This is a genomic window from Arthrobacter sp. fls2-241-R2A-172 (genome assembly GCF_030208885.1).
GTDB lineage: Bacteria > Actinomycetota > Actinomycetes > Actinomycetales > Micrococcaceae > Arthrobacter.
The window spans coordinates 155034-180859 of the sequence record NZ_JARVTB010000011.1 but is presented as its reverse complement, the minus strand read 5'-3'; the positions used below and the strand labels follow the sequence as shown (position 1 = coordinate 180859).

At 63.5% G+C, this 25826-nt stretch carries 23 protein-coding genes; 15 read left to right on the top strand and 8 right to left on the bottom strand.

The genetic code is table 11. From position 1 onward, the window contains the following. The first annotated feature begins 234 nt into the window (after positions 1-234). From QRM57_RS16215 to QRM57_RS16205, 3 genes are all read left to right on the top strand, one after another. Positions 235-1689: an amino acid permease gene (locus tag QRM57_RS16215; RefSeq protein WP_235520521.1), complete on the top strand. Its 1455-nt coding sequence runs from the start codon at positions 235-237 to the stop codon at positions 1687-1689. A gap of 95 nt (positions 1690-1784) precedes the next feature. Then, positions 1785-2015, top strand: a complete 231-nt coding sequence (locus tag QRM57_RS16210) for an antitoxin (RefSeq protein ID WP_284987303.1) — start codon at positions 1785-1787, stop codon at positions 2013-2015. A gap of 109 nt (positions 2016-2124) precedes the next feature. Beyond that, entirely contained in the window at positions 2125-3342 is a 1218-nt protein-coding gene (locus QRM57_RS16205) for a benzoate/H(+) symporter BenE family transporter (RefSeq protein ID WP_284987302.1), read from the top strand. Between the two features lies 1 nt (position 3343). On the opposite strand, the gene zapE is transcribed toward QRM57_RS16205, so the two are convergent. Beyond that, positions 3344-4384 carry a cell division protein ZapE gene (zapE, locus tag QRM57_RS16200; RefSeq protein ID WP_284987301.1) on the bottom strand — a complete coding sequence of 347 codons (1041 nt, stop codon included), beginning with the start codon at positions 4382-4384 and terminating at the stop codon, positions 3344-3346. 203 nt (positions 4385-4587) lie between these two features. Between zapE and QRM57_RS16195 the strand changes: the two genes are divergently transcribed. The 3 genes from QRM57_RS16195 to ybaK all read left to right on the top strand — a co-directional run bounded on the left by QRM57_RS16195 (position 4588) and on the right by ybaK (position 6568). Further along, on the top strand, positions 4588-5514 hold the full coding sequence (locus QRM57_RS16195) for a sulfurtransferase (protein ID WP_284987300.1): 927 nt from the start codon (positions 4588-4590) through the stop codon (positions 5512-5514). Positions 5515-5587: 73 nt separating this feature from the next. After that, positions 5588-6055 carry a SufE family protein gene (locus tag QRM57_RS16190; RefSeq protein ID WP_235520516.1) on the top strand — a complete coding sequence of 156 codons (468 nt, stop codon included), beginning with the start codon at positions 5588-5590 and terminating at the stop codon, positions 6053-6055. An 18-nt stretch (positions 6056-6073) separates the two neighbouring features. Next, on the top strand, positions 6074-6568 hold the full coding sequence (gene ybaK, locus QRM57_RS16185) for a Cys-tRNA(Pro) deacylase (protein WP_284987299.1): 495 nt from the start codon (positions 6074-6076) through the stop codon (positions 6566-6568). A 6-nt stretch (positions 6569-6574) separates the two neighbouring features. Here the strand turns inward: ybaK and QRM57_RS16180 are convergent, their stop codons facing one another. Next, positions 6575-7861 (bottom strand): alpha/beta hydrolase family protein, encoded by a 1287-nt coding sequence (locus tag QRM57_RS16180; RefSeq protein ID WP_257368352.1) that lies wholly within the window; start codon positions 7859-7861, stop codon positions 6575-6577. A gap of 120 nt (positions 7862-7981) precedes the next feature. On the opposite strand from QRM57_RS16180, the gene QRM57_RS16175 reads away from it, so the two are divergent. The 9 genes from QRM57_RS16175 (at position 7982) to QRM57_RS16135 (ending at position 18061) form a co-directional block, all read left to right on the top strand. Then, complete coding sequence (locus tag QRM57_RS16175; protein WP_284987297.1) at positions 7982-8473, top strand: hypothetical protein; 492 nt, start codon at positions 7982-7984, stop codon at positions 8471-8473. Positions 8474-8487: 14 nt separating this feature from the next. Then, entirely contained in the window at positions 8488-8928 is a 441-nt protein-coding gene (gene msrB, locus QRM57_RS16170) for a peptide-methionine (R)-S-oxide reductase MsrB (protein ID WP_257368355.1), read from the top strand. Positions 8929-9129: 201 nt separating this feature from the next. Further along, positions 9130-10497 carry a DUF6421 family protein gene (locus QRM57_RS16165; protein ID WP_257368357.1) on the top strand — a complete coding sequence of 456 codons (1368 nt, stop codon included), beginning with the start codon at positions 9130-9132 and terminating at the stop codon, positions 10495-10497. Then, on the top strand, positions 10497-11225 hold the full coding sequence (locus tag QRM57_RS16160) for an SDR family NAD(P)-dependent oxidoreductase (protein ID WP_284987296.1): 729 nt from the start codon (positions 10497-10499) through the stop codon (positions 11223-11225). Before QRM57_RS16165 ends, QRM57_RS16160 begins: the two co-directional genes overlap by 1 nt. Before the next feature lie 10 nt (positions 11226-11235). Beyond that, complete coding sequence (locus QRM57_RS16155; RefSeq protein ID WP_502868657.1) at positions 11236-12348, top strand: threonine aldolase family protein; 1113 nt, start codon at positions 11236-11238, stop codon at positions 12346-12348. A 63-nt stretch (positions 12349-12411) separates the two neighbouring features. Further along, the gene (locus QRM57_RS16150) at positions 12412-13065 is read left to right on the top strand and encodes a DUF3000 domain-containing protein (RefSeq protein WP_284987295.1); all 654 of its coding nucleotides are present in this window, start codon (positions 12412-12414) and stop codon (positions 13063-13065) included. Between the two features lie 80 nt (positions 13066-13145). Then, positions 13146-14471, top strand: coding sequence for an HRDC domain-containing protein (locus QRM57_RS16145; protein WP_257368363.1), 1326 nt, complete (start codon positions 13146-13148; stop codon positions 14469-14471). A 177-nt stretch (positions 14472-14648) separates the two neighbouring features. Then, the gene (locus tag QRM57_RS16140; RefSeq protein WP_257368365.1) at positions 14649-15920 is read left to right on the top strand and encodes a thiolase family protein; all 1272 of its coding nucleotides are present in this window, start codon (positions 14649-14651) and stop codon (positions 15918-15920) included. Continuing rightward, positions 15917-18061: a 3-hydroxyacyl-CoA dehydrogenase NAD-binding domain-containing protein gene (locus tag QRM57_RS16135; protein WP_284987294.1), complete on the top strand. Its 2145-nt coding sequence runs from the start codon at positions 15917-15919 to the stop codon at positions 18059-18061. The genes QRM57_RS16140 and QRM57_RS16135 overlap by 4 nt, the downstream gene beginning before the upstream one ends. A gap of 164 nt (positions 18062-18225) precedes the next feature. Here QRM57_RS16135 and QRM57_RS16130 read toward each other — a convergent pair whose 3' ends face one another. From QRM57_RS16130 to acnA, 6 genes are all read right to left on the bottom strand, one after another. Then, a complete protein-coding gene (locus QRM57_RS16130; RefSeq protein WP_284987293.1) occupies positions 18226-19203 on the bottom strand; it encodes an aldo/keto reductase in 978 nt (325 codons plus the stop codon). A gap of 62 nt (positions 19204-19265) precedes the next feature. Further along, a complete protein-coding gene (locus QRM57_RS16125) occupies positions 19266-19484 on the bottom strand; it encodes a helix-hairpin-helix domain-containing protein (protein WP_211714092.1) in 219 nt (72 codons plus the stop codon). Positions 19485-19517: 33 nt separating this feature from the next. Then, positions 19518-20078 (bottom strand): hypothetical protein, encoded by a 561-nt coding sequence (locus QRM57_RS16120; protein WP_257368368.1) that lies wholly within the window; start codon positions 20076-20078, stop codon positions 19518-19520. Next, on the bottom strand, positions 20075-20644 hold the full coding sequence (locus QRM57_RS16115; protein ID WP_235520504.1) for a DUF402 domain-containing protein: 570 nt from the start codon (positions 20642-20644) through the stop codon (positions 20075-20077). The genes QRM57_RS16120 and QRM57_RS16115 overlap by 4 nt, the downstream gene beginning before the upstream one ends. Beyond that, positions 20641-22614: a 1-deoxy-D-xylulose-5-phosphate synthase gene (gene dxs, locus QRM57_RS16110; protein ID WP_284987291.1), complete on the bottom strand. Its 1974-nt coding sequence runs from the start codon at positions 22612-22614 to the stop codon at positions 20641-20643. Before dxs ends, QRM57_RS16115 begins: the two co-directional genes overlap by 4 nt. Positions 22615-22791: 177 nt before the next feature. After that, the gene (acnA, locus tag QRM57_RS16105; protein ID WP_284987290.1) at positions 22792-25599 is read right to left on the bottom strand and encodes an aconitate hydratase AcnA; all 2808 of its coding nucleotides are present in this window, start codon (positions 25597-25599) and stop codon (positions 22792-22794) included. Positions 25600-25826 lie beyond the last annotated feature (227 nt).

The window sequence follows — 25826 nt, the reverse complement described above, 5'->3', positions numbered from 1 at the left end:
TAGAGCACCACCTTGCCAAGGTGGATGTCGCGAGTTCGAATCTCGTCGTCCGCTCCACATAAAGAAGCAGCTCTTCGGAGCTGCTTTTTTTGTGCCCATTTTTAGTTGAATTCCCATTCATCATTTGAAGTAACCGATACACCTCAGAAGAAGTCGCTTTATCTAATGTGATTGGGCTCGCATAATGTACTGCGAGCTCATCACCGTTCCACGCCAACCGGCAGGAGTACCCCCATGAACCAACTGACGGCATCCAAGTCCGTCCTGAGGCGCAAGCCCATTGACGATATCGAAGAAGAAAGCAAGCACAGCGGACTCTTTAAAAGTCTCGGCCTCTGGCAACTGACTGCCATCGGCGTCGGCGGAATTATCGGCGTCGGGATTTTCTCCCTGGCGGGCCTGGTGGCCCACGGCAGCGAGGGAAACCCGGGTGTCGGTCCTGCCGTCCTCTTTTCCTTCCTGATCGCCGGGCTGGCCTCGGGAGCGGCAGCGCTCTCCTACGCCGAATTCGCCGGCATGATTCCCCGCGCAGGCTCGGCCTACACGTACGGGTATGTAGCCCTCGGGGAGATCATCGGCTGGTTCATTGGCTGGGATCTTTTGCTTGAATACATTGCCATTGTGGCCGTTGTGGCCATCGGCATTTCCGGCTACTTCGACGCCTTCCTTTCGGGCATCGGAATCCACATGCCCACGTGGATGACTTCCACCGCAGACGAAGGCAAGGGCGGAATCATCAACTTGCCGGCCATTCTGGTCTGCCTCCTCGTCACCTGGATCCTGAGCCGGGGCACCAAGGCGTTCGGCAGGTTCGAGCTCGTGGCGGTCGCCATCAAGGTGATCCTGATCCTGTTCATCATCGGCCTGGGCATCTTCTACGTGAACACCGAGAACTACAACCCGTTCATGCCCAGTGGCTTCGGACCTGTCGTTGCGGGCGCCGCGACCGTCTTCTTCGCGGTGTTCGGCTACGACGCCATGAGTACCGCCGCTGAGGAGGCCAAAGACGGCAAGAAGCACATGCCCAAGGCCATCATCCTGTCCCTGATCATCGCCATGCTGCTGTACGTGGCCGCAACCCTGGTCCTCACGGGCATGCAGAACTACAAGGACATCAACCCCACGGCCGGCTTTGCCTCCGCCTTCACGGGCGTGGGACTTCCGGTCATCGCAACCATCATCTCGGTGTTCGCTGTCCTGTCAATCCTGACCGTGATGCTGACCTTCCTCCTTGGCGTCACCCGCGTGTGGTTCTCCATGAGCCGCGACGGACTGCTGCCCGGATGGTTCGCCAAGACCGACCGGAACGGCACTCCCCAGCGTGTTACCTGGATTGCCGGCATCGCCTCGGCATTCCTGGCTGGCGTCTTCCCCATCAAGGAAGTCGCCGACCTCACCAACATCGGCATCCTGGCCGCCTTCGTGGTGGTCTGCGTTTCGGTGATCGTGTTCCGCTACACCAAGCCGAATGCACCCCGTACGTTCCGTCTGCCGCTGATGCCCCTCGTCCCGGCATTCGGCGTCCTGGCTTCGGCCTTCCTGATGTTCCAGCTCCACTGGGAAACCTGGGTTCGGTTTGGGGTGTGGCTGGTCATCGGCTTGGTGATCTACTTCTCCTACGGCCGTAAGCACTCACTCATGAACCCGGACAGCCCCCGCCACAAGACGGTAACTACGCCCTCGGCGTAGTTTGTCCACAGGCCTGCGTTGAAGCCTTGGCACCTCTGTCAACTGGTGTTAGGGTCGGACGCGGAGGAGCGAACTGGCTCCGCGAAGGAAGGGAGGTGCCCGTGGGTTTAATTGACGACCTGAAGGGCAAGGCTCAGGGTCTCATTCAAGGCAACGAGGAAGCCGTCAAGAATGGCATCGAGAAAGCCGGGGACTTCATCGACGAGAAGACAGGCGGCAAGTTCGCCGGTCAGGTCGATTCGGTCCAGAATGCCGCTTCCGACTTCGTGGCTAAAAATGACGGCGAGCCACAGGCTCCCGTCGCGGATGAGCCGAAGCAGCCGTAGCTGCCTGAGCCGCCGTACCAGATACGTCAAGGGGGCACCGGTCCCGCCGAGAGGCGCCACCGGTGCCCTTGGCGTTTAACAACTCCGATGGTCGGGTATTTTTGTGCCTATGCCTTCCCCTTCCCCGACGACCACTGAACGCCATGTCCGCAAGGAGGCCTTGGGTCCGCCGGTGACCGCAGGAATTGTCACGGCACTGGTTGGTTTCACCTCATCATTTGCCGTCGTCCTGGCAGGGTTGAAAGCCGTCGGCGCCAACCAGGGGCAAGCGTCCAGTGGCCTGCTGGCGCTGACGCTGACTTTCGGACTCGGTATCCTGTGGCTCTCCTGGCGGTCCAAAATGCCGGTCACCCTGGCCTGGTCCACGCCCGGAGCAGCGCTTCTCGCCTCCGCTGGGATGGTCGACGGCGGCTGGCCGGCAGCCGTGGGAGCGTTCCTGCTGGTGGGGGTGCTGATCCTCCTGACCGGACTGCTCCCTGTCCTTGGCAGGATCATGGCAAAGATCCCCACGGCTCTGGCACAGGCCATGCTGGCCGGCGTTCTGCTTCCCCTCTGCCTGGCCCCGTTCAAGTCCCTAGGCTCGGCGCCACTGCTGGTCGCCCCGGTGCTCCTGTGCTGGATCGTCCTGATGAAATTTGCACCCCGCTGGTCTGTTCCAGGGTCGCTGCTGGTGGCCTTGGCCGTCATCGGCATCCACATCGCCTCCAGCGGTGCCAACATCCCCGCTGAGGGCCTCCTCCCCCGGCTTGAATGGACAACGCCCGCGTTCACCGTGGAAGCTGCCGTGGGGCTGGCCCTGCCACTCTTCATCGTGACCATGGCCTCACAGAACATCCCGGGGGTGGCCGTCCTGAAATCGTTCGGCTACACCACGCCGTGGCGGCCGTCCATGCTGGTGACGGGGGCCGGAACCGTTGTTGGAGCCCCTTTCGGTGGCCATGCCATCAACCTGGCAGCCCTCAGCGCGGCACTGGCAGCCGGCGAGGAAGCCGGAAAGGACCACGATCGGCGCTGGGTCGCGGCCTTTGTCTCGGGACTGGCCTACCTGGCTTTGGCAGCTGGTTCTGCCGCACTCGTCACGATCGTGGCAGCGGCCCCGCCCGGACTGCTTGAAGCGGTGGCAGGGCTAGCGCTCCTGGGCACGCTTGCCTCGTCGATTTCTTCGGCACTGGCCGCAGCGGAGGAACGCATACCGGCGTGCATCGCGTTCCTGCTCGCAGCGTCAGGCTTGAGCTTCGCGGGTGTGGGCGCCGCGTTTTGGGCTCTGGCCGGTGGCATCCTGGTGCGGTGGATGCTGAAGAGCCGGACATCGCTTCCGAAGGACTGACTCAGGCAGGTTCGTGGTTTTGTGCCTCACGGGCCAGCGCCGTGAGCCTGGAGACCGCCCGGAAGTACTTCTTCATGTAACCGCCGGTCATCATCTCTTCCGTGAAGAGCTGATCGAACGGGACGCCGCTGGCGAGAATCGGAACATCCTTGTCGTAGAGACGGTCCGCGAGCACCACGAACCGCAGTGCAACGGCCTGCTCCGTGATGGTTTCGACATCGCTCCACACCACTGCCTCCACCCCGGAAAGCAACTGGCGGTACCGGCTCGGGTGGACCGCGGCCAGGTGGTTGACCAGGGTGCGGAAATCGTCGACAGCCACTGTCTTGCCGTCGAATTCAGCACGCATGCGGTGCTTGAGCTCTTCGGTCTTCAGGGGAGCAGGTGCGGCAGGAAGGCCGCGGTGGCGGAAGTCCTCGCCGTCGATCCTGACGACGTCGAACTGGTCGGCGAGCACCTGGATTTCGCGCTGGAAGTCGACGGCGGCAAAACGGCCTTCACCCAGGGAACCGGGCAAGGTGTTCGACGTCGCGGCGAGCTTGACCCCGGCGTCCGCCAGTTCACGCATAAGGCGCGACATCAAGACAGTGTCGCCCGGATCGTCGAGTTCGAATTCGTCAATGCAGACAAGTTTGTAGCTGCTCAGCGCTTCCACGGTCTTGCGGAACGAAAGAGCGCCAACAAGGTTGGTGTACTCCACAAAGGTTCCGAAAGCCTTCGGCCCCGGTGAGCGGTGCCACAGCGACGCCAAGAGGTGTGTCTTGCCAACACCGAACCCGCCATCAAGGTAGATGCCTGCCCTGGTGGCAGGGGCCTTTTTGGCGAACAACTTCTTGAAGAGTCCGCCGCCGTCGTCGGAACCCACGCCATCGGCGAAGGCGGACAGCAGTTTCACGGCGTTGGCTTGGCTCGGCTGCGAAGGGTCCGGCCGGTAGCTGTCGAACGATACCTCTCCGAATCGCGGAGAGGGGTAGAAACCCTTGAGGAGTTCCTCCACGGAGACTGCCGGTGTGCGGGCAGCCAATTGTTCGATCTGTACCACTGTGATCCGTTCCTTCGGTTGTGGGTCCCCAGCAAGAATACCGGCATAAGGAACGGCAGAACGGCCACGTGACCAAAGCCATGTTTCACCATGTGACCGCTGGGGAAGCAATCGAACCGGGCCGTGGTTAGTGTTGGAAAGGCCGGGCGGCCACCTGATGAACCAAGGCCCGGCTCCGTCCGTTGTCAGTGAAAGGCCATCAAATGTCCTACCCCGTTGAACAGAATGAAAAGTTCGCCGCCTACGCGAACCCTGAACGCCTCGTCTCCACTGAGTGGCTTGCGGCAGCACTTGCTGATGGCGCAATCGCCGACGGCAAACTGGTAGTCGTGGAGTCTGATGAAGACGTCCTGCTGTACGAAACCGGACACATCCCGGGCGCAGTGAAGATCGACTGGCACACAGACCTGAATGATGAAGTCACCCGCGACTACGTCGACGGTGCCGCTTTCGCCGCCCTCGCCGCGTCCAAGGGCATCTCCCGCGACAGCACCGTTGTCATTTACGGTGACAAGTCCAACTGGTGGGCCGCCTACGCGCTGTGGGTCTTCACCCTTTTCGGCCACAGCGACGTCCGCCTCCTCGACGGCGGCCGTGACAAGTGGATCGCCGAGGGCCGGGAGCTGACCACCGATGCATCGCAGCCGGCCCCAGGCGAGTACCCCGAAGTCGAACGCAACGATGCTCCCATCCGCGCCTTCAAGGAAGACGTCCTGGCGCACCTGGGCAACCCGCTGATCGACGTTCGCTCCCCCGAGGAATACACCGGCCAGCGCACCCACATGCCCGCCTACCCGGAAGAGGGAGCCCTGCGCGGCGGCCACATTCCTACTGCTGCTTCGATTCCCTGGGCACGTGCCGCAGCCGAAGACGGCACCTACCGCAGCCGCGAAGAGCTCGAAGCACTTTACCTTGGCGAGGCCGGCCTTGAACCCGGTGACGACGTCGTGGCCTACTGCCGCATCGGCGAGCGGTCCAGCCATACCTGGTTCGCCCTGAAATACCTCCTGGGCTTCGACACCGTACGCAACTATGACGGTTCCTGGACTGAGTGGGGCAACGCCGTCCGCGTTCCCATCGCCAAAGGCTCCGAACGCGGTTCGGTTCCAGCGGCACTGGCCCGCAGCTAGCGGCATCCCATGGCCCCCGTAGTGTTCCGGCCGGCACGATGCATTTGCCGTTGTTGTGCGTAAGCTGGAAGGGATGAGTACCCATACCTTGCCCGCCGCGCTGGCGGAAATCGTCGATGACTTCCAGGCCCTGACGGAGCCTGACCGCCTGCAACTGCTCCTTGAGTTCTCCAGGGGTTTGCCGGAGCTTCCTGAGCGCCTGAAAGACCACCCGGAGCTGCTGGAGCAGGTAGTCGAGTGCCAGTCCCCCTTGTTCCTGACCATTGAGTCGGAGAAGAACGGGGAAAACCCTGGCGGCCCCCGCGCCTACCGGTTGTTCTTCAAGGCTCCGCAGGAAGCACCCACAACGCGCGGCTTCGCTGGCGTGCTCCATGAAGGCCTGGACGGACTGACTGCCGAGGAGATCCTTGCGGTTCCGGATGACATGCCGGAGCTTCTCGGGTTGACGCGGGCCATCACGCCCCTGCGCATGCGCGGAATGACTGCCATGCTCGGCCGGATCAAGCGGAAGGTCTCGGCGGCGCACCGCCTGGAACACTGAAAGGCACCCTCACACGGTATGGCCAAGAAAATGGCTTCACAGGGGACGCCGGCCACTGCAGCGCTTGCTGCGGCCGGCGTTCCTTTTGTCCTGCACCCGTACGCCCATGATCCGTCCGCCTCCAGTTATGGACTGGAAGCGGCCGAAGTCTTGGGGATCGATCCCGCACGTGTCTTCAAAACTCTCATGGTGGAGGTCGAGGGGCGTTTGGCGGTCGCCATTGTCCCGGTGTCCGGAAACCTTGACCTGAAGTCCGTAGCCGCCTCCCTGGGCTCCAAGAAGGCAGCAATGGCGGACCCCAAAGCGGCCGAACGCCGCACAGGCTACGTTCTCGGCGGCATTTCGCCGCTGGGGCAGCGCCAGCCCTCCCCCACTGTCCTTGACGACTCAGCCTTGGCTTTCGAGACCATCCTGGTTTCAGGGGGCCGAAGGGGTTTGGGCATCGAGCTTTCACCCGCTGACCTGGTCAGCCTGACCCAGGCCATTACCGCATCGATCGGCACGGGCAAGTAGCCGGGTTCAGTCGACCGGCCCTGGAACGGAGCCGTGCCCTGTTGAACCGCTCCGGCCGGGGTTGTTCCGGGGTGCCAGTTGCCGTCGCAGCCAGGACCGGACCAGGCGCTCCCAGCGTTCGGGATCAACGTTCCACTCCTTGGTGTGCCTGGCACCGTCAAAAGGCTCGAAGGTGACCATTTCCGGGTTCTTCTCGGCAAGGCTGGCTGATGGTCCGAAGGGAACGTAGTCGTCGTCGACGCTGTGGATGAGCAGGGTGGGCGTGCGCAGCTCAACGGCGCGTGCCTCCCAGTCCATCGCTTTCAGGTCCACCGGGGCCGCCAGTCCAGTGAGCCGGCGGCCCAGGGGGTGGGTCAACATCATCTGGCCGTAACGTCCCACGCTGTAGGGGATCCTGTTCATCTCGGCGTGGTGGGCCATCACATTAACCCAATTGATGACCGGTGCATCCAGCACCATCGCCCGGATAGCCAGGCGATGCTTGGACAGATCCGCGGTTTGCAGGCTGATGGCACCGCCCATGGACCAGCCGAACAAAACAATTTCACGTGCGCCGTTCTCCAGGGCATAGTCGATGGCGGCCTCCACATCGCGCCATTCCGTGGATCCCAGGCCATACCGTCCGTCCAGCGCCGAGGGAGCAAGCCCGTCGTTTCGATAGGAAATCACCAGGCTGTCCATTCCAAGTTCCCGTGCAACGGGCACCGCACGAAGTCCTTCAATGCGGGTGGCACCCCTGCCGTGGACCATGATGGCCCAGACCGGTGCCGGCGCCGAGGCTTCGGCGCGGATCAACCACGCAGGCGCCTTGCCGCCGTCGATCCCTATGTCCACATTTTCGGCCTCCAGGCCCATCGCAGCCGGGTCCGGATAGGTAGCACCGCTCCACCAGGCCCGGCGGGCTTCGGAAAGCTCGCCGCTGTAGACTTCCTCGACTTCCCGCAGCACGGTTTGTTCGGCGGGCGAATACGAGACGATCCGCCCAATCCTCGCGTGCCCTGCACCCCCTGAAAAGAAGAGGCTGTAGGTGCCGTCGATAATGCTGTCCGGGGTGGCCGCAAGGATGACTTGGGGCCCGTCGTCACCGCGGATGACGGCCAGGACTTCCTGGTCTTCGTGACGGGCTGCGGGGGTAATGACTCGACGGGCAAAGTAGACGGCGAGCGCCGAGGAGCCTGCCCCCAGCAAGCCAGCAACGGTCCCGCCTGCCAGGAAGCCGCCAATGGCCCATTTGGTGCGGGGGGACAGTTTCTTCTCTGCAGCGTCGCTCGCTGACCGGGATGTCGATGCCATGGTTCCATTGTTGCCTTTTCAGGGCACCGTCCAGTGCAGGCAAGGACCGCGCGGCGTCCTGTTCGGGATGTTGGGCGCCGAAAGCCTGCGGGTCAGGTTGCCCGGGACTACGCTGTAGCCATGAGCGATCCCATAGTCATCCTGACGGAAGAGCCCCTTGGCCCCGAAGACCGTGTAAATATTTCCAAACTGCTCGACGGCGGTGACTCGCCATTGGTTGTCTTGGTCCCTTCCAATACCGAACGGCATCTCCTGGTGGACTTCCTGGAGAACCTCTCGTTGCTTGATATCGCCAAGGCGTTCCGCGACCTCACTGCGCAGTCGCCTGACCCCGAGGTGGAGCGGGCGGAGGCTTCGGAGACATTAGCGGCCTCTCTGGCGGCCTTGGCCGGCTTGGGCGGTGGCGTGACCGGGGAGGTAGTCGACGGCGATGCCGTGGCCGGCTTGGTGTCGAAGGTGCGTTCGGTGAACGCTGCCCAGGCCGTTGTCGTGACGCGTCCGCATGCCATTGCGGACACCTTCCACACGGACTGGGCCAACAAAGCACAGGATCAGCTGGGCCTCCCCGTATTGCACCTGTACGCAGGTTCGGGATTTATCGGCGACTCGTGAGCGTTGGAGAAGACATGAACACTCCTGAGAACACCAGCAAGACATCATCTGCGGCCGTGGAGAAGACCGACGCCCAGTGGCGTGAGGAGTTGACGCCGGAGGAATTCCGGGTCCTGCGGCAGGCAGGTACCGAACGCCCCTACACCGGCGAGTACTGGGATACGCATACCGAAGGCGTCTATCAGTGCCGGGCGTGTGGCAGCCAGTTGTTTACCAGCAAGGAAAAGTTCGATTCCCACTGTGGCTGGCCGTCCTTCTGGGCCCCGTTGGCTGAGGGCACTGTCCGGTATCTCCATGATCGGACCATGGGGATGGACCGGGTGGAAGTACGCTGCGCCACGTGCGATTCCCATTTGGGGCACGTTTTCGATGGCGAGGGTTACGACACCCCTACGGACCAGCGCTTCTGCATCAACTCCATCTCGCTCCGCCTGGTAAATCCGGAAGAGAGCTGACCGGGCTCCGGACGGATCGCCGCGGCGGTCCGTCCGGAACTTCACTGGCCGGTTTCAACTGTTGTGTCCTTGATCTCAAATGCCTTTCACTGATGCCATGACCAAGAGTTTCTTACGCTCAGCCCATTTTTGAATTAGCAATACTTTTCGCTTGCTACGCTCGGCCCAGAAGCAATTACTACTTCGAAAGGGCCGAGTTCCATGACGATTACCGCCACCCCCACCCTCCCGCGTGTCACCGCCGACAACGCCGAGTGGACTTCACTCAAGGCTGCGGCCACCGCCCTGCAGGCGCACCAGGAACAGGACGGCTCCATTGCCGATCCTGCAGCCCACGGCGAAGCCGGCCGCCTCGTAGCCACGATCTCGGAGGCCATCACCGCACTGGCCCCACACTTTCCCCATGACGCCCGATACCTCCAACTGCTGGTCGAAGACTTCGGCCGGTGGGCAGCCGAAGGTTTCGGCGTACCGGACTTCCTGGACTCACTCCAGGCCTTCCAGCCGCAGGAGCAGCGCGTTGACGGCCTGCAGCACCTGGTGGTCTTCCCCATGTACACGCAGAACGGCAGCACCAACCGGCTGGTCGAAGCAGTCCTGATCGAGGTCATTTGGCCGGAGTTCATTGGTGGCCTGGAAGCAGGCGACTACTCGAACAAGCTCTTCGTCCCCATCCGCTTCGTGGACTTCACCCCGGGCTACGACACCAACTCGGCGGTCCTCTTCCCCGAGACCGTCGCCGTCCGCGAGACGCCCACCTTCACATGGGGGGCCATTTTCGCCGACCGCGAGGCCGCCCGCTTCCGCCGCGTGCTCAAAGCCGCTGCCGAGACCACGTCCCTGGAATTGCCGGCTGACGCAGCCCAGCTGATCTCCGACCAGGAGCTCACCCAGCGGACGTTCGTGATGTGGGACCTGATCCACGACCGCACGCACATGCGCGGCGACCTGCCCTTCGACCCGTTCATGATCAAGCAGCGGATGCCTTTCTTCCTCTACTCGCTCGAGGAACTGCGCTGCGACCTCACCGCGTTCCGGGAATCCGTCCGCATAGAAAAGGACGAGACCGCCGATCCCGATGCCCGCAAGCACGCAAAGCTTGTCCAGTACGCCGTGATTTTCGACCGGATCTTCCGCTTCGCCATCACCGGCAGCCGTGTACGCAATTACGACGGACTCGGCGGCCAGCTCCTGTTTGCCTGGATGCACCAGCACCGGGTCCTGCACTGGACGGACAGCAAGCTCAGCATTGACTGGGACGAAGCAGCCGCCGTCGTAGTGGAGCTTGGCGCACAGATCGAGGAACTATACTGGCGTTCCATTGACCGTCCCAAGGCAGCGCACTGGCTGGCCGCTTACGAGCTCATTTCGAGCACCGTGACCCCGCACCCGGCGTCCGTTTGGGCGAAGGGCCCGGACGCCCTTCCCCTGGATGGACCGCCGCGTGGCCTCACGGACCAGGTCCTGGACGATGAATTCCCGCTGTCCATGTTCTACGAAGCACTGGAGAAGAAAATGCGCCCCGTGATCGAATCCACCACCGGCATCACCGGTTCGACGGCGGCCTGATGACCGCATTGACCATTTTGGTGACGGGCGGCAGCAGCGCTTCGGGCGTTGCCGCCGCCCGTGCGCTGGCTGCAGCAGGGCACCGTGTCATCACGGTGGGATCGGATGAAGCCCGCATCAAGGCCGCCGCGGCTGAAACCGGCCAGGACGTCACCCCCTTGGTGTGCGACCTCGCCAGCCTTGAGGCGGTTCGCGAACTGAACTCCGATCTCGAAAAGCTGCACATTGGGGGCGTCGACGGAGTGATCCACCTCGTCGGCGGTTGGCGCGGCGCAAAGGGTATCGAGGATCAAAGCGACGACGACTGGGACACGATGGAACGCAATGCCGTCACGACCCTGCGCAACGTCTCCAGGGTCTTCTACGGCCAACTCGAAGCATCTGCGCACGGACGGCTTGCAATGGTGTCATCCACAAGCGCCTCGGCCCCAACCGCTTCAGCCGCCAGCTACGCTGCCGCGAAAGCTGCAGCGGAAGCCTGGACCCTGGCGGTAGCCGATGGTTTCCGCCGCGAACAGTCGGGCAACAAGGACGCTCCCACCGAGCAACACAGCGCCGCGGTGGTCTTCGTGGTGAAGGCCCTCGTCGACGCCGGCATGCGGGAGGCGCATCCCGAACGGCGATTCCCCGGGTACACGGACGTCGAAGACCTGGCTGCTGCCGCCGTCGGCCTTTTTGGACAAGCTGCCAGCGAACTGAACGGCCAGCGCATCCTGCTGGCCAAATAGACTTGAAAGCGTGAACGAACCAGTGACAAGCACAACAGAGGCAATCCTCAGCGCGCCCGGCACGGCCGGGCCGGTACAACTGCACGATCCGGCGGTCCGTGGATTTGCATCGGATAACTATTCCGGCGTGCACCCCGAAATTCTTGCTGCCTTGGCCGCCGCCAATGGAGGACACCAGGTTTCCTACGGCGAGGACGTGTACACGGCCAGGCTCCAGGAGGTCCTGGAGCAGCAGTTCGGGACCGGTATCGAGAGCTTCCCCGTGTTCAACGGCACGGGCGCCAACGTCCTGTCCCTGCAGTCCCTGCTCCCACGGTGGGGCGCTGTTATCTGTGCATCCACCGCGCACATCAACATGGATGAGAATGGGGCGCCGGAGCGCATCGGTGGAATCAAGCTCCTTCAGGTGCCTACGGACGACGGCAAGCTCACTCCTGAGCTGATTGACCGCGAAGCATGGGGCTGGGGCGATGAGCACCGCGCCCAGCCCCTGGTCGTCTCCATCACCCAAACCACTGAGCTGGGTACCTGCTATACGCCCGAGGAAGTACGCGCCATTGCCGACCACGCCCACTCCAAGGGCATGAAATTGCATATGGATGGAGCCCGGCTGGCCAACGCAGCGGCCCACCTTGGGGTGCCCCTGCGCGCATTCACCCGCGACGCCGGCGTGGACATCCTCTCCTTTGGCGGCACCAAGAACGGGCTGCTCTTCGGTGAGGTCGTGGTGGCATTGAACCCCGAGGCAGCGGACGGCCTGAAGTTCCTGCGCAAGATGAACATGCAACTCGCATCCAAGATGCGGTTCATCTCCGCCCAGTTCATCGCCTTGCTCGAAGATGGACTCTGGCTGCGCTCCGCTGAACACGCCAATGCCATGGCGGCCCGCCTCCGCGCCGCCGTGGAAGAGATCGACGGCGTTGACCCCACCCAGGCGACGCAGTCCAACGGGGTCTTCGCCATCCTCCCCGAGGGCGTAGCCGACCGGCTTCGGAAGTCATTCGCGTTTTATGACTGGGACGCCGCCCGGCGCGAAGTCCGGTGGATGTGCTCCTTCGACACCACGCCAGAGGACATCGATGCCTTTGTTGAAGGAATCCGGCGCGAGCTTGGGTCCAAGTAACCCTTGCGCTTCGGGGCGGCGAGCCTGCACAGAATCGCCGCCCCGGACGCATAATCTGCGAGGGTGAACGCCCTCGCACAGGTTCCCGCGGATTTTCTCTTCGCCCTGGGAACGCTACGCAAAGCACAATGCCGCAGCGAATTGCGGCTTGAGGAGATCCCTGCGCCGGCCCGGCTGGCGCCCTATGCCGTGGCCTTGGGCGCGGAAGTGTTCAGTCCCACCGCAGCCACCCGCCAGGTTCCAGTCCACGGGCCAGCCGCCAAAGCCTTCGCCCAAAGCCACGCCAACAGTCCGTCCACGGACGACGACGAGCTCGCCACGGGCCGCTTCATCCTCCTGCACGACCCCGACGGGTCCGCAGTCTGGGAGGGCGAGTTCCGCATTGTCACGTACATCCGGGCCCAAATGGACGCCGAAATGGGCAATGATGCCATGCTGGGCTCCGTAGCGTGGACGTGGCTGGTGGATGCGCTCGAGAACCATGCGGCTCCCCATCGTGCGGCCGGAGGCACGGCCACCAGGATTCTTTCCGAGAGCTTTGGCACCTTGGCAGAACGACCGGACACCATCGATATCGAACTCCGCGCCTCCTGGACGCCGGCCAGCGCCGACGTCCAGGCCCATCTGGAAGCCTGGTCCGACATGGTCTGCACCTTCGCGGGACTGCCGCCCCTGCCCCCAGGGGTTACCGGACTACCCAACAGGAGGCTCAATTGACCCCGGAACATTCCACTGGCCACCTCACCGGCGCCCGCGAAGCATACCGTTGTGACGGGAATCGGTAAGCTTAAGCCACCATGACCCCTGAAAATCCGGAAAACACCACAGCCGGCGATCCGGCTGCTGAAACCACCACCCACATCAAGGTCGACGGCTTCGACAGCCACGTCCCCGAAATCATTGATCTTGACACCCCGCGCGAAGGCGTGCCCCTGGTCATCGACACCCCGGCGGGATTGGAGCGGTGCGCCGCTGCAATCGCCGCGGGCACTGGACCGGCAGGAGTCGACGCGGAGCGCGCCTCAGGCTTCCGCTACGGCCAGCGCGCCTTCCTGGTCCAGATCCGGCGTGAAGGCGCCGGTACCTGGCTGATCGACCCCGAGCCCTTTGACGACCTGGCGATCATCAACGACGCACTCCGGGGCGTCGAATGGATCCTGCACGCTGCCACCCAGGACCTGCCCTGCCTGTCTGAGCTGGGCATGTGGCCTGACAAACTTTTTGACACAGAACTGGCTGCCCGCCTGGCAGGCCTCCCCCGCGTCGGGCTCGCCGCAGTGATCGAGCAACTCCTCGGGTTCGGCCTCGCCAAGGAGCACTCCGCTGCTGACTGGTCCACCCGCCCCTTGCCCGAACCGTGGCTGCGATACGCCGCCCTGGACGTCGAGGTCCTCGCCGAACTCCGCGAAGAACTGATCGAACTCCTCGAAGCGGACGGCAAGCTTGAGTACGCCGAACAGGAATTCGCCGGGATCCTCGCTGCCGGTATTTCCCCGCCGCGGGTCGACCCATGGCGCAAGACCTCCGGCCTCCACCAGATCCGCGACCGCCGCCAACTGGCCGCAGTCCGTGAACTCTGGCTGGAACGCGACCAGCTGGCCCGCAAGCGCGACGTCGCACCCGGCCGGCTGATCCCTGACTCCGCCCTCGTGGCCGCCGCCAAGGCCATGCCCACCACCGTCCCCCAACTGCTTGCCACCAAGGGATTCCATGGCCGCTCCGCCCAACGCGAGGCACCCCGCTGGCTGCGGTGCATCACCACCGCCAGGACCCTCACGGACCTCCCTCCCCTGCACCTGCCCACCAACGCACCCCCGCCCCCCAGGGTGTGGGTGGACCGGGATCCCGAGGCGGCCGCACGCTTGGCTACCGCGCGGCCCGCACTGCAGGCCCTGGCAGAGGAACTCAATCTTCCTGTCGAGAACCTCCTGACCCCCGACTACCTGCGCCGGATCACCTGGCGTCCACCGGCGGACGTTTCGCTCGAATCGGTCTCCTCTGAGTTGCGGACCCTTGGCGCAAGGGAGTGGCAAATCTCCTTGACCGCCCCGATCCTTACCGCCGCGTGCTTGAATCCGGATCCGCTTCCAGCCAAGGAATCAAAACCTAAGGACGCCAGCTGATCGTGCCGCTGAAAGGCCCGCCACCCGAACCACCGTTCGGGTGGCGGGCCTTTCGTTTTAGGACCTTTCTTCGAGCAGTCTTGCAAGCTAAGTTACCCACGAGTAACATTGCCATCAATGCCAACCGGATACCCGCAGCGCGGGCTCCGGCGCCATGTCTCAACGAGGAGTTAATACATGAGTCCAGCACGCAGCGCCCAGAGGAACATCCGCGACGTCGTTTTCGTCGACGGAGTCCGCACCCCCTTCGGCAAGGCCGGGGACAAGGGCATCTATGCAGGAACCCGCGCCGATGACCTCGTGGTGAAATGCATCCGTGAACTGATGCGGCGCAATCCGTCGTTGCCAGCCGACCGTGTGGACGAGGTCGCCATAGCGGCAACCACCCAGACCGGGGACCAGGGACTTACCATCGGCCGCACTGCCGCCCTGCTGGCCGGACTCCCCCGCACAGTTCCCGGTTTTGCGATCGACCGCATGTGCGCGGGAGCCATGACAGCAGTCACGACGACGGCGAGTGGCATCGGCTTCGGTGCCTACGACGTCGTCATCGCAGGCGGCGTAGAACACATGGGAAACCACCCCATGGGGGCTGGGGCAGACCCCAATCCGCGGTTCATGTCCGAACGCCTCGTGGACCCGGCGGCCCTGAACATGGGAAACACTGCCGAGAACCTGCACGACCGCTTCCCCGCCATTACCAAGGAGCGGACCGACGCCTACGCCGCCGGATCCCAGGCGAAGCTCGCAGCCGCCTACTCCAACGGCCAAATCCAGCACGACCTGGTACCCGTCGCGACCATGAAACCCGGACAGGGCTGGGCCCTCCACACCACCGACGAGCCCCCGCGCCCCGGGACCACGGTTGAGGACCTTGCAGGGCTCCGCACACCATTCCGCGCGCATGGGCGGGTCACCGCAGGCAACGCCGCAGGGCTCAACGACGGTGCCACGGCCGCGGTGCTCGCCTCGGCCGATGCGGCCGAAGAACTGGGGCTCCCGGTCAAGATGCGCCTCGTATCCTACGCCTTTGCCGGCGTCGAGCCTGAAGTCATGGGCATCGGCCCGGTTCCCGCAACGGAGAAAGCACTCCGGAACGCCGGCCTCGGCATCGAAGACATCGGATTGTTCGAAATCAACGAAGCGTTCGCCGTCCAGGTCCTGAGTTTCCTTGACCACTTCGGCATTGCCGACGACGATCCCCGGGTCAACCGCTACGGTGGCGCGATCGCCGTCGGCCATCCGCTGGCTTCCTCAGGCGTTCGGTTAATGAACCAGCTCGCACGCCAGTTCGAGGAAGACCCGTCGGTCCGCTACGGCATCACCACCATGTGCATCGGACTGGGCATGGGTGCCACCGTCATTTGGGAAAACCCGCACCACGCCGAGTACGAATCTTTTGCCACCGACCAGGCCACCACTGCCACCACCGAAGGAGCCGCAGCATGAGCGCCGCCGAATTCCAGAAGCTCGCCGCCCTCTTCCCCGACGAAGTCGTCACACATTCCTACGTCCAGGACATCGACCTCCCGGGCGGCGTGGGAACGTTCGCCCTGATTACCCTCGACAACGGGTTGGACCACTCCAAGCCCACCACTTTGGGCCCCAACACACTGGTTGAGCTCGGCGGCGTCCTGGACGGCCTCAAGGATCGGGCATCCAAGGGCGAAATCGTGGGCGTGGGCGTAACCGGCAAGCCATACTTCCTGGTGGCAGGTGCGGACCTTTCAGCTGTGAAGACGCTGAAGGAGCGCGAGCATGGACTATGGATGGCCCAGCTCGGCCACGCCGTCTACGCCACCCTCGCCGACCTCGGCGTTCCAAGCTTCGCCTTCATCAACGGCCTCGCCTTGGGCGGCGGGCTCGAGATCGCACTGCAGTCCACCTACCGCACAGTCTCCACCGGCGCTGGCGCCCTTGCCCTTCCTGAGGCCTTCATCGGACTGGTCCCCGGCTGGGGCGGCGTGTACATCCTCCCGCGCCTCATCGGTCCGGAGAACGCCGTCAAGGTGATGATCGAGAACCCCCTGAGCAACAACAAGACGCTCACCGGACCTCAGGCCTTCGAGCTCGGAGTTGCCGACGCTATCTTCGAACCTGCCGACTTCGTTGAACAGTCGCTGGCATGGGCGGCGCGCGTTATCTCCGGCGAGGTCACGCCTGAGCGGAAAAACTCGGTGGACGCCACCGAAGAAAGCGTTGCCACCCGGTGGGCGGCGTCGGTCGCAGCAGGACGTGCCTTCGTCGAGGCGAAGACCTCCAATGCCTCCCCCGCGCCGGCCAAGGTCCTGGACGTCATGGAAGCCAACCGCACCATGACGCAGGCCGAGTCCGCCGCACTCGAATGTGAGACACTCGCCGGACTCATGCAGACCGACGAGTTCCGTTCCACGGTGTACGCGTTCCTGGATCTGGTGCAGAAGCGCTCCAAGCGTCCTGCCGGTGCCCCGGACCGTAAGCTCGCTCGTCCTGTGACCAAGATCGGCGTGGTCGGCGCCGGACTGATGGCCAGCCAACTCGCATTGCTCTTCGCCCGGCAGCTCAAGGTGCCCGTGGTGATGACCGACATCGACCAGACCCGCGTGGACAAGGGCGTGGCGTACGTCCACGCCGAGGTCGACAAGATGCTGGCCAAGAAGCGCATCAAGCCCGACGCCGCCAACAGGACCAAGGCACTGGTGACCGGCTCCGTTTCCAAGGAAGCCTTCGCCGACGCCGACTTCGTCATTGAAGCCGTTTTCGAAGAACTCCACATCAAGAAGCAGGTCTTCGCCGAGGTGGAGGAGATCGTCTCCCCCGAGTGCATCCTCGCCACGAACACGTCTTCTCTGTCCGTGACCGCCATGGCCGAAGACCTGAAGCACCCTGAGCGCCTGGTGGGCTTCCACTTCTTCAACCCCGTAGCCGTGATGCCGCTCCTGGAGATCGTGCGGGCACCCAAGACCGACGACGCCGTCCTGGCCACTGCTTTCGAACTCGCCAAGGGGCTGAAGAAGACCGCTGTCCTGGTCAAGGATGCTGCCGCTTTCGTGGTGAACCGGATCCTCCTGCGCCTCATGGGCGAGGTCATCGCGGCGTTCGACGAAGGAACCCCGGCAGAGGTGGCCGACACGGCGCTTCGGCCGATGGGCCTGCCCATGTCACCGTTCACCCTGAGCGCCATGGTGGGCCTGCCAGTGGCCCAGCACGTCCAGGAGTCCCTGCATGCCGCCTTCGGCGACCGTTTCCCCGTATCGCAGAACCTGCAGAAGCTCATCGACAACGGCGTGAAGTCCCTGTGGGTCACTGGCCCCGATGGAACCCCCTCCATCCCAGCCGAGACCCTCGCAATCATGTCCTTTGGAAACACCCCGTCCACGGGTGAAGAAGTCCTGCGACGTACCCAGGACGCCTTGGCCGAAGAGATCGGACTCATGCTGGCAGAAGGTGTCGTCGCTGGCCCCGAGGACATTGACCTCTGTGTGATCATGGGCGCAGGTTGGCCGATGTTCCTGGGCGGGATCACCCCGTACCTGGACCGCGTTGGCGCCTCGGAGCGAGTCAACGGCAAGCGCTTCCTTGCTCCGGGAGTTGCTTCAGCCCCCGCCTAACCCCCGGCCCGGCTCTCTTCCCTCCCGCGGCTTGGACCAGAACGCTCTCTCACATCCCGCCGCTTAAAACAGAACGCTCTCTCACTAAGGTGAGGGAGCGTTCTGCTTTTAGGGCTGTTTTGTGAGCGAGGGATGCAATATAGCGGGCGGGACGTGAGCGAGGGCTAGAAGAGGGCGACCTTCGGGGCCTTCGGGAAGATGTCGTCCAGTTCGGTCCGGTCTTCCTGAGTGGGGACCCAGCGTACGGCTTCGGCGTTCTGGCGGATCTGCTCGGGACGCGTGGCCCCGGCGATGACGCTGCTGACACCAGGCTGGGCGGCCAGCCAGGAGAATGCGAGCTGAAGTTCGGTGATGTCCCGCTCCTTGGCGAACTGGCCGAAGCGACCCAGCTGCTCCCAGTCCGCGTCGTGGACCAGGTTGGTGCGGGTGTGGCTCAGCCGCGAGCCTTCGGGCGCCTTCCCCGCCGAGTACTTTCCGGTGAGCAGCCCGTTGGCCAACGGGAAGTACGGCAGGACACCCAGGGAGAAAGCTCCGGCCGCGGGGAGGACTTCGAGCTCAGCACGCCGGTCCAGCAGGTTGTAGTGGTTCTGCGTGGAAATGAAGCGGGTTCCGCCGGCTTGGCGGGCAACATACTCTGCCTGGGCGATCTGCCAGCCGGCAAAGTTGGAATGGCCAATGTAACGGACCTTGCCGCTGGAAACCAGGTCATCCAAAGCAGCCAACGTTTCGTCGATGGGGGTCCGGGGGTCCGGAGTGTGGAACTGGTAGAGGTCGATCCACTCCGTGTCCAGGCGGCGAAGCGATGCCTCGACGGCCTTCACGATGTAACGGCGCGAGCCCCGGGCACCGAAATCATTGCCGTTGACCCCGCCCATGTCCATGCCGAACTTGGTGCCAATCACGACGTCGTCGCGGCGGCCCTTCAAAGCCCTGCCCAGCATGGTCTCACTCAGGCCAGGCTCACGGCCGTACACGTCGGCAACATCGAAGAACGTCACCCCGGCGTCGAGGGCGGCGTGGACCACGGCGTCCGTGCCTTCCTGTGACTCCGTGGGGGTGTTGGCGCGGCCGAGGTTGTTACAGCCCAGCCCAACTACTGACACGGTCAATCCGAAATGGCCAAGGCGTCGGTATTCAGTCATGGGTTCAGCCTATATCGGTGATCCAAGCAGCTAGTAACCCCAGGCAACAAACACCCTGCCCCTTAGCTCCGGCCGTACGTGATTCCCGATTCCTCCATGGCGTCCTCGAGCTGGGCAATGGCCACGGGTCCCATTCCATGGAGTTTGGTGGCCTTCAACTCGCCGAATTCGGCCAGCTGTTCCAGTGTCTCGATCCCCTCGTGGGCCAGCGCACGTTTGGCCGGCGCCGCAAGGCCTTTGGGCAAGGGGGTATGGCCGGGCCAATTGCTTTTGGACGACATGGAGTGATCCCTTCTGGGCGCAATGGTGCTTACTTAGAGAGTAAAGCCCACACCTTGCTTCGGCGAGTGCTTAATCTTGAAAGCGCTCGGGTCACTGTGCGGGGCAGCAGCGATGGTGAGCTTGGTGAAGTCCAGGTCTTCACCGCGGACACAGATCTTGATGGCGTTCACGGCTTTGTTGACGTCCGGGCAGAGGCAGAAGATGTTCAGCCGGGAGTTGCCGATTTCCGAACGGTCCACCACACCAAGGCCCCGCCACGCCAGTTCGGCGGTCAGCGCAGTCTTGGCCTTTCGTTCGAGGTGGCGGTCCCGCTCGGTACCCTCCTTGGTCTTGAGGGCCAGCTGTGCCACCACCCAGAACTGTTCGGATTCGGGAATTTCCGCATAGCCGTCTTCTTCGCATTGCGCGGCAAAGGCCGCCATGAGACCTTCCACGGAGGAATCGTCGTCGACGGCGGTTTCATCGGTGCTGCTCTGGTGGCCGACCACTCCGTGATTGATGACGAACTGCTGGTCCTCGTCGTCGTACCAGGCTTCCCGGAAGTGAAGAACCCCGTCGTCGTCGCGCTTGTACGCGCGGATAATGCCGCTCATGCTCGTCCTTTCCTGAACCACTCTGCGCTGGTGCTGCCGGCACCGGCCATGTCGAAGGGGGCTTCCATTTGTTGTACTGCCTGGAAAAGGGCAGCGCATTCCGCCCGCATGGCCGCAACCGTGGTTTCCGGGTACGCCATGTCGGTCCGATGCTGTTCGAATTCGTCTTCGTCATCCACGAAAACGCCGTGCTTGGTGGAGCGGATGACGTCCAGGTCCATGTCGATCATATGAAACTCGGTCACGCCCGGTTTCAGTTGATTCCAACCATGGGCAGTGGCGAGGTCCACGTAGATCCGGAAATCGCCAGGGTAGCTGTCGTCATAGAAGGTCGCCACGTACTCCCCCGTGCGGGGGATGAGCAGGACAGCGTCCGACGCCGTATAGAAGGCCGCGCCCGGACGGGAACAGAATTCCCCAGCCCCTTGGAAGACCCACCAGCCGTGGATGTCCTCGCCCAGGTAGGTTCCCGGGACCACCCAGTGGGCCTTGCCGTTCCATTTCCGGTTCCTCGACACCACGAGGTCGCCGGGCTGCAGTGAGCCCGGTCCGCGGTCCCCACTCACAGGGTGGGCATACTTCCGGTGGTGGGGTGCTCCTGGCCCGGCAACGGCCGGGCAAACGGGACCTTTGTCCCCAAAACCTGGGCTACGACGTCGTGGGTTATCTTCTGCGAAGTGAGCCCTACCCGCTCCAGGACCTGACTGCGCGATCCGTGCACCAGGAACTCGACAGGCAGGCCGACCTCGTTGAGGGCGGTATCGACGCCCGCGGCGCGCATTTCCTGCCTGATCCGGGAACCGACGCCCCCGGCCCGGACACCGTCTTCAATACAGATGACCAAGCGGTGGCGGGCGGCCAAGGCAATGATGGACTTACGGACGGGCAGGACCCACCGGGGGTCGACCACCGTGGAACTGATACCTTGGGCTCCCAGGCGATCGGCGACGTCGAGAGCGATTTCCGACATGGCGCCAACGCTGACGATCAGGACGTCGTTCTCGGTTGAACCCTCGGGTCGTCGGGCCAGGACGTCCACGCCGTCATGCAGGCGCTCAATGGCCTCGACTTCAGAACCGACGCTGCCCTTGGAGAAACGGACCACGGTGGGCGCGTCGTTTATGGCCACGGCTTCGCGGAGTTCCTCACGGAGCCGGGAAGCGTCGCGCGGAGCAGCCAAGTGAAGTCCGGGCACGATCTGGACCATTGCCATATCCCACATGCCGTGATGGCTGGGGCCGTCCGGGCCGGTGACCCCAGCCCGGTCCAGGACGATGGTGACGCCGGCTTTGTGCAGCGCCACGTCCATGAGGAGCTGGTCGAAGGCCCGGTTGAGGAAGGTGGCGTACACCGCCACGACGGGGTGGAGACCGCCAAAGGCCATGCCGGCGGCGGAAGTCAGTGCGTGCTGCTCCGCGATGCCGACGTCGATGACGCGTTCAGGGTGGCGCTCAGCGAACTTGTGCAGCCCCACCGGAATGAGCATGGCACCGGTGATTCCCACGATGTCGGGGCGTTCGTCGGCAATGTCCGCGATCTCCTCAGCGAACACCGACGTCCAGGACCTGGCACCGGGCATCTCAGTGGATTCGCCCGTTTCGGGGTCGATGATGCCCACCGCGTGGAATTGGTCAGCCTCGTTGGCGAGGGCCGGCGCGTAGCCGTGGCCCTTCTCCGTCATGGCGTGCACGATCACAGGGCCACCGTAAGCCTTCGCCGTGCTGAGCGCGTGTTCCATCGCCTGGAGGTTGTGCCCGTCGACAGGACCGATGTATTTCATGCCCAGGTCTTCGAACATGCCTTGGGGGGCCCACCAGTCCTTGATGCCCTTTTTCATTGCATGCAGGCTCTTATAGGTGAACTGGCCGGCCGGGCCGCCGTTCTGCAGCCTCTTCTTCCACCAATCGAGCATGCCCTCATAAGCCGGGGCTGTCCGCAGCGAATCGATGGTGGGGCGCAGGGACGCCAGGTAATCGGCAAAGCCACCGACAGTCGGGGCGTAGGAACGTCCGTTGTCGTTGACAACGATGACGACCCGACGCCGCTTGTCCGCGGCGATGTTGTTGATGGCTTCCCACGTCATGCCGCCGGTCAACGCGCCGTCACCGACCACCGCGACGACGAACCGGTCACCTTCGCCGGTCAGTTGGCGGGCGCGCGAAATACCATCAGCCCACGACAGAGACGAGGAAGCGTGCGAGCTCTCCACGATGTCGTGTTCGGATTCGGCGCGTTCCGGATAGCCCGAGAGTCCGCCTTGCTGGCGGAGCGTGCTGAAGTCCTGCCGGCCGGTGAGGAGCTTGTGCACGTAGGACTGGTGACCGGTGTCAAAAACAATGCTGTCCCGCGGGGACTCAAAGATCCTGTGGATAGCGAGCGTCAGTTCCACAACGCCCAGGTTGGGTCCCAGGTGTCCACCTGTGGCGGCTACGTTGGTGATCAGGAATGCCCTGATTTCTCCGGCCAGTTGTTCCAGCTCGGTGCCGGACAGTTTGGCCAGGTCCTGTGGATCCTTGACGGCTTCCAAAAGTCCCAACGGCCCTCCTTAGGGTGTATGACGTGCTTGTTAACTTTAGCGCGTGCCCGGCTTCTGCGCGTTTCACGCGCAGGCGGCTCGCGGACGGGTGTGTTCCGGACGCCAACAGCCCCGGCTGGTCAGGCGACCGGCCGGGGCTGTCTGGCACTCGGAATCAGCTGGAAACCAGCGTGTTCCTTATGCGGAGATCTGGCGGAGGACGTACTGCAGGATGCCTCCGTTGCGGTAGTAGTCCGCTTCGCCCGGGGTATCGATACGCAGTACGGCATCGAAGGACTTGGCGGAACCATCTTCGGCCGTGGCTGTGACCTTGAGCGTCTTCGGCGTGGTGCCGTTGTTCAGCTCGGTGACGCCCTCGACGGCGAATGTTTCCGTTCCGGTCAGGCCCAGCGTTGCTGCCGACTCGCCAGCGGGGAACTGGAGCGGGAGGACACCCATGCCGATCAGGTTGGAACGGTGGATGCGCTCGTAGCTTTCGGCGATGACAGCCTTGACACCCAGGAGCGCGGTACCCTTGGCTGCCCAGTCGCGGGACGAACCGGAGCCATATTCCTTGCCTGCCAGCACTACCAGCGGAATGCCGGCCGCCTGGTAGTTCTGGGCTGCGTCGTAGACGTAGGCCTGCGGTGCGCCTTCCTGGCTGAAGTCGCGGGTGAAGCCACCCTCAACACCGTCCAGGAGCTGGTTCTTGATGCGGATGTTGGCGAACGTACCGCGGATCATGACCTCGTGGTTGCCACGGCGTGAGCCGTAGGAGTTGAAGTCCTTGCGCTCCACACCGTTGGCCAGCAGGTACTGACCAGCCGGGGTGTCCGACTTGAAGGAACCTGCCGGGGAGATGTGGTCCGTGGTGACGGAGTCGCCAAGCTTCAGGAGCACGCGGGCGCCCGAGATGTCCTGGACGGGATCCGGCTGAGCCTTCATGCCCTCGAAGTATGGGGGCTTCCGAACGTACGTGGAATCCTCGGCCCAGGCGAAGGTGTCACCGGCAGGGGTGTCCAGTGCCTTCCAACGGTCGTCGCCGTCGAAGACGCCTTCGTAACCCTTGGCGAACATGGCCTCGTCGATGGAGGAGTCGATGACTTCCTGCACCTCGGTGGGGTTCGGCCAGATGTCCTTGAGGAAGACCTCGTTGCCCTCGGAGTCGGTACCCAGGGAATCGGTGTCGAAGTCGAAGTCCATGGAACCGGCCAGGGCGTAGGCGATGACCAGCGGCGGCGAAGCCAGGTAGTTCATCTTTACGTCCGGGTTGATACGGCCTTCGAAGTTGCGGTTGCCCGAGAGCACTGCCGTAACGGAGAGGTCGTTGGCCTGGATGGCTTCGGAGATTTCCGGCTCCAACGGCCCGGAGTTACCGATGCAGGTGGCGCAGCCATAACCAACGATGTAGAAGCCGAGCTTCTCCAGGTACGGCGTGAGGCCGGACTTCTCGTAGTAGTCCGTGACGACCTTCGAGCCCGGGGCAACGGAGGTCTTTACCCACGGCTTGGACGTCAGGCCCTTGTCCACGGCGTTGCGGGCCAGGAGGGCAGCCGCAAGCATGACGGAAGGGTTGGACGTGTTGGTGCAGGATGTGATCGAAGCGATCGACACCGCACCGTGGTCCAGTTCGAACTCGCGGCCGTCTGCGGTGGTGACCTTGACGGGTGAGGACGGACGGCCATGCGCACCATTGGCTGCCGACGCTACGCGCGCCGTCTCCGTGGTGTGCGAATCGGCGTGCGTAAACGACGGTGCGTCCGATGCCGGGAAGGACTCGTCCAAGGACTCGTCAACACTGCCGTCCTCGATGGCGACGTAGTTGTGGATGTCCTTGCGGAACTGTTCCTTGGCATCCGTAAGCTCGATGCGGTCCTGGGGACGCTTGGGGCCCGAGATGGACGGAACCACGGTGGACAGGTCCAGTTCCAGGAACTCGGAGAAACGGAGTTCGCGGGAAGGATCGTGCCAGAGGCCCTGTTCCTTGGCGTATGCCTCCACGAGGGCGACGTTCTCTTCTGAGCGGCCGGTCAGGCGCAGGTAGTCCAGAGTGACGTCGTCGATCGGGAACATGGCAGCCGTGGAACCGAATTCCGGGCTCATGTTGCCAATGGTGGCGCGGTTGGCCAGCGGCACAGCTGCGACGCCTTCGCCGTAGAACTCGACGAACTTGCCCACGACGCCGTGCTTGCGCAGCATTTCGGTGATGGTCAGGACGACGTCAGTAGCGGTGGCGCCTGCGGGGATGCTGCCGTTGAGCTTGAAGCCTACAACGCGGGGAATCAGCATGGAGACGGGCTGGCCGAGCATCGCTGCCTCGGCTTCGATGCCGCCAACGCCCCAGCCCAGGATGCCCAGGCCGTTGACCATGGTGGTGTGCGAGTCCGTACCGACGCAGGTGTCGGGGTAGGCGCGGAGGACTCCGTCGACCTCACGGGTCATGACGGTGCGTGCCAAGTACTCGATGTTGACCTGGTGGACGATGCCGGTTCCAGGGGGAACGACCTTGAAGTCGTTGAACGCGGTCTGGCCCCAGCGAAGGAACTGGTAGCGCTCACCATTGCGCTGGTATTCGATCTCCATGTTGCGCTCCAGTGCGCCGGAGTTACCGAAGGCGTCGATCTGGACGGAGTGGTCGATGACCATTTCTGCGGGCGCCAGCGGGTTGACGCGCTTCGGATCCCCACCGAGCTCCTTGACGGCTTCGCGCATGGTGGCGAGGTCGACGATGCAGGGAACACCGGTGAAGTCCTGCATGATGACTCGTGCCGGGGTGAACTGGATTTCCGTGTCGGGCTCCGCATTGGGATCCCAACCGGCCAGGGCGCGGACATGGTCGGCCGTAATGTTGGCCCCATCCTCAGTCCGCAGGAGGTTTTCAAGCAATACCTTAAGGCTGAACGGAAGGCTGTCAGCGCCCTCTACGGAGTTCAACCGGAAAATTTCATAATCGGTGCCGGCTACATTCAGTACGCCTTTGGAACCGAAGCTGTCCACAGTGCTCATGGCAGGACTCCTCTCGCAACAGTTTCATCTTTGTCGCGTGGTTGGCCGCTAGCCAGTTAGGCGGACCTTACTTAGCCGGGCGGCATCATTGTTGGTCATCCCGGTCCGCCGCCGTGTTTCCAGCGGAGCGGGACTACTATGCCCATCGTAGTGGCATAAATCCCGGGAGGGGCAGGTGCCCGGACAAAGCCGGTTCCGCCCGCACTGATCCAGCAGGCGGGCGGCAT

Bases quoted from the DNA above. Each gene is read 5' to 3' on its own strand.
- QRM57_RS16215 (WP_235520521.1), top strand. From the start codon at position 235: ATGAACCAACTGACGGCATCCAAGTCCGTCCTGAGGCGCAAGCCCATT.
- QRM57_RS16205 (WP_284987302.1), top strand. From the start codon at position 2,125: ATGCCTTCCCCTTCCCCGACGACCACTGAACGCCATGTCCGCAAGGAG.
- QRM57_RS16195 (WP_284987300.1), top strand. From the start codon at position 4,588: ATGTCCTACCCCGTTGAACAGAATGAAAAGTTCGCCGCCTACGCGAAC.
- QRM57_RS16190 (WP_235520516.1), top strand. From the start codon at position 5,588: ATGAGTACCCATACCTTGCCCGCCGCGCTGGCGGAAATCGTCGATGAC.
- ybaK (WP_284987299.1), top strand. From the start codon at position 6,074: ATGGCCAAGAAAATGGCTTCACAGGGGACGCCGGCCACTGCAGCGCTT.
- QRM57_RS16180 (WP_257368352.1), bottom strand. From the start codon at position 7,861: ATGGCATCGACATCCCGGTCAGCGAGCGACGCTGCAGAGAAGAAACTG.
- QRM57_RS16175 (WP_284987297.1), top strand. From the start codon at position 7,982: ATGAGCGATCCCATAGTCATCCTGACGGAAGAGCCCCTTGGCCCCGAA.
- msrB (WP_257368355.1), top strand. From the start codon at position 8,488: ATGAACACTCCTGAGAACACCAGCAAGACATCATCTGCGGCCGTGGAG.
- QRM57_RS16165 (WP_257368357.1), top strand. From the start codon at position 9,130: ATGACGATTACCGCCACCCCCACCCTCCCGCGTGTCACCGCCGACAAC.
- QRM57_RS16160 (WP_284987296.1), top strand. From the start codon at position 10,497: ATGACCGCATTGACCATTTTGGTGACGGGCGGCAGCAGCGCTTCGGGC.
- QRM57_RS16145 (WP_257368363.1), top strand. From the start codon at position 13,146: ATGACCCCTGAAAATCCGGAAAACACCACAGCCGGCGATCCGGCTGCT.
- QRM57_RS16140 (WP_257368365.1), top strand. From the start codon at position 14,649: ATGAGTCCAGCACGCAGCGCCCAGAGGAACATCCGCGACGTCGTTTTC.
- QRM57_RS16135 (WP_284987294.1), top strand. From the start codon at position 15,917: ATGAGCGCCGCCGAATTCCAGAAGCTCGCCGCCCTCTTCCCCGACGAA.
- QRM57_RS16130 (WP_284987293.1), bottom strand. From the start codon at position 19,203: ATGACTGAATACCGACGCCTTGGCCATTTCGGATTGACCGTGTCAGTA.
- QRM57_RS16125 (WP_211714092.1), bottom strand. From the start codon at position 19,484: ATGTCGTCCAAAAGCAATTGGCCCGGCCATACCCCCTTGCCCAAAGGC.
- QRM57_RS16120 (WP_257368368.1), bottom strand. From the start codon at position 20,078: ATGAGCGGCATTATCCGCGCGTACAAGCGCGACGACGACGGGGTTCTT.
- acnA (WP_284987290.1), bottom strand. From the start codon at position 25,599: ATGAGCACTGTGGACAGCTTCGGTTCCAAAGGCGTACTGAATGTAGCC.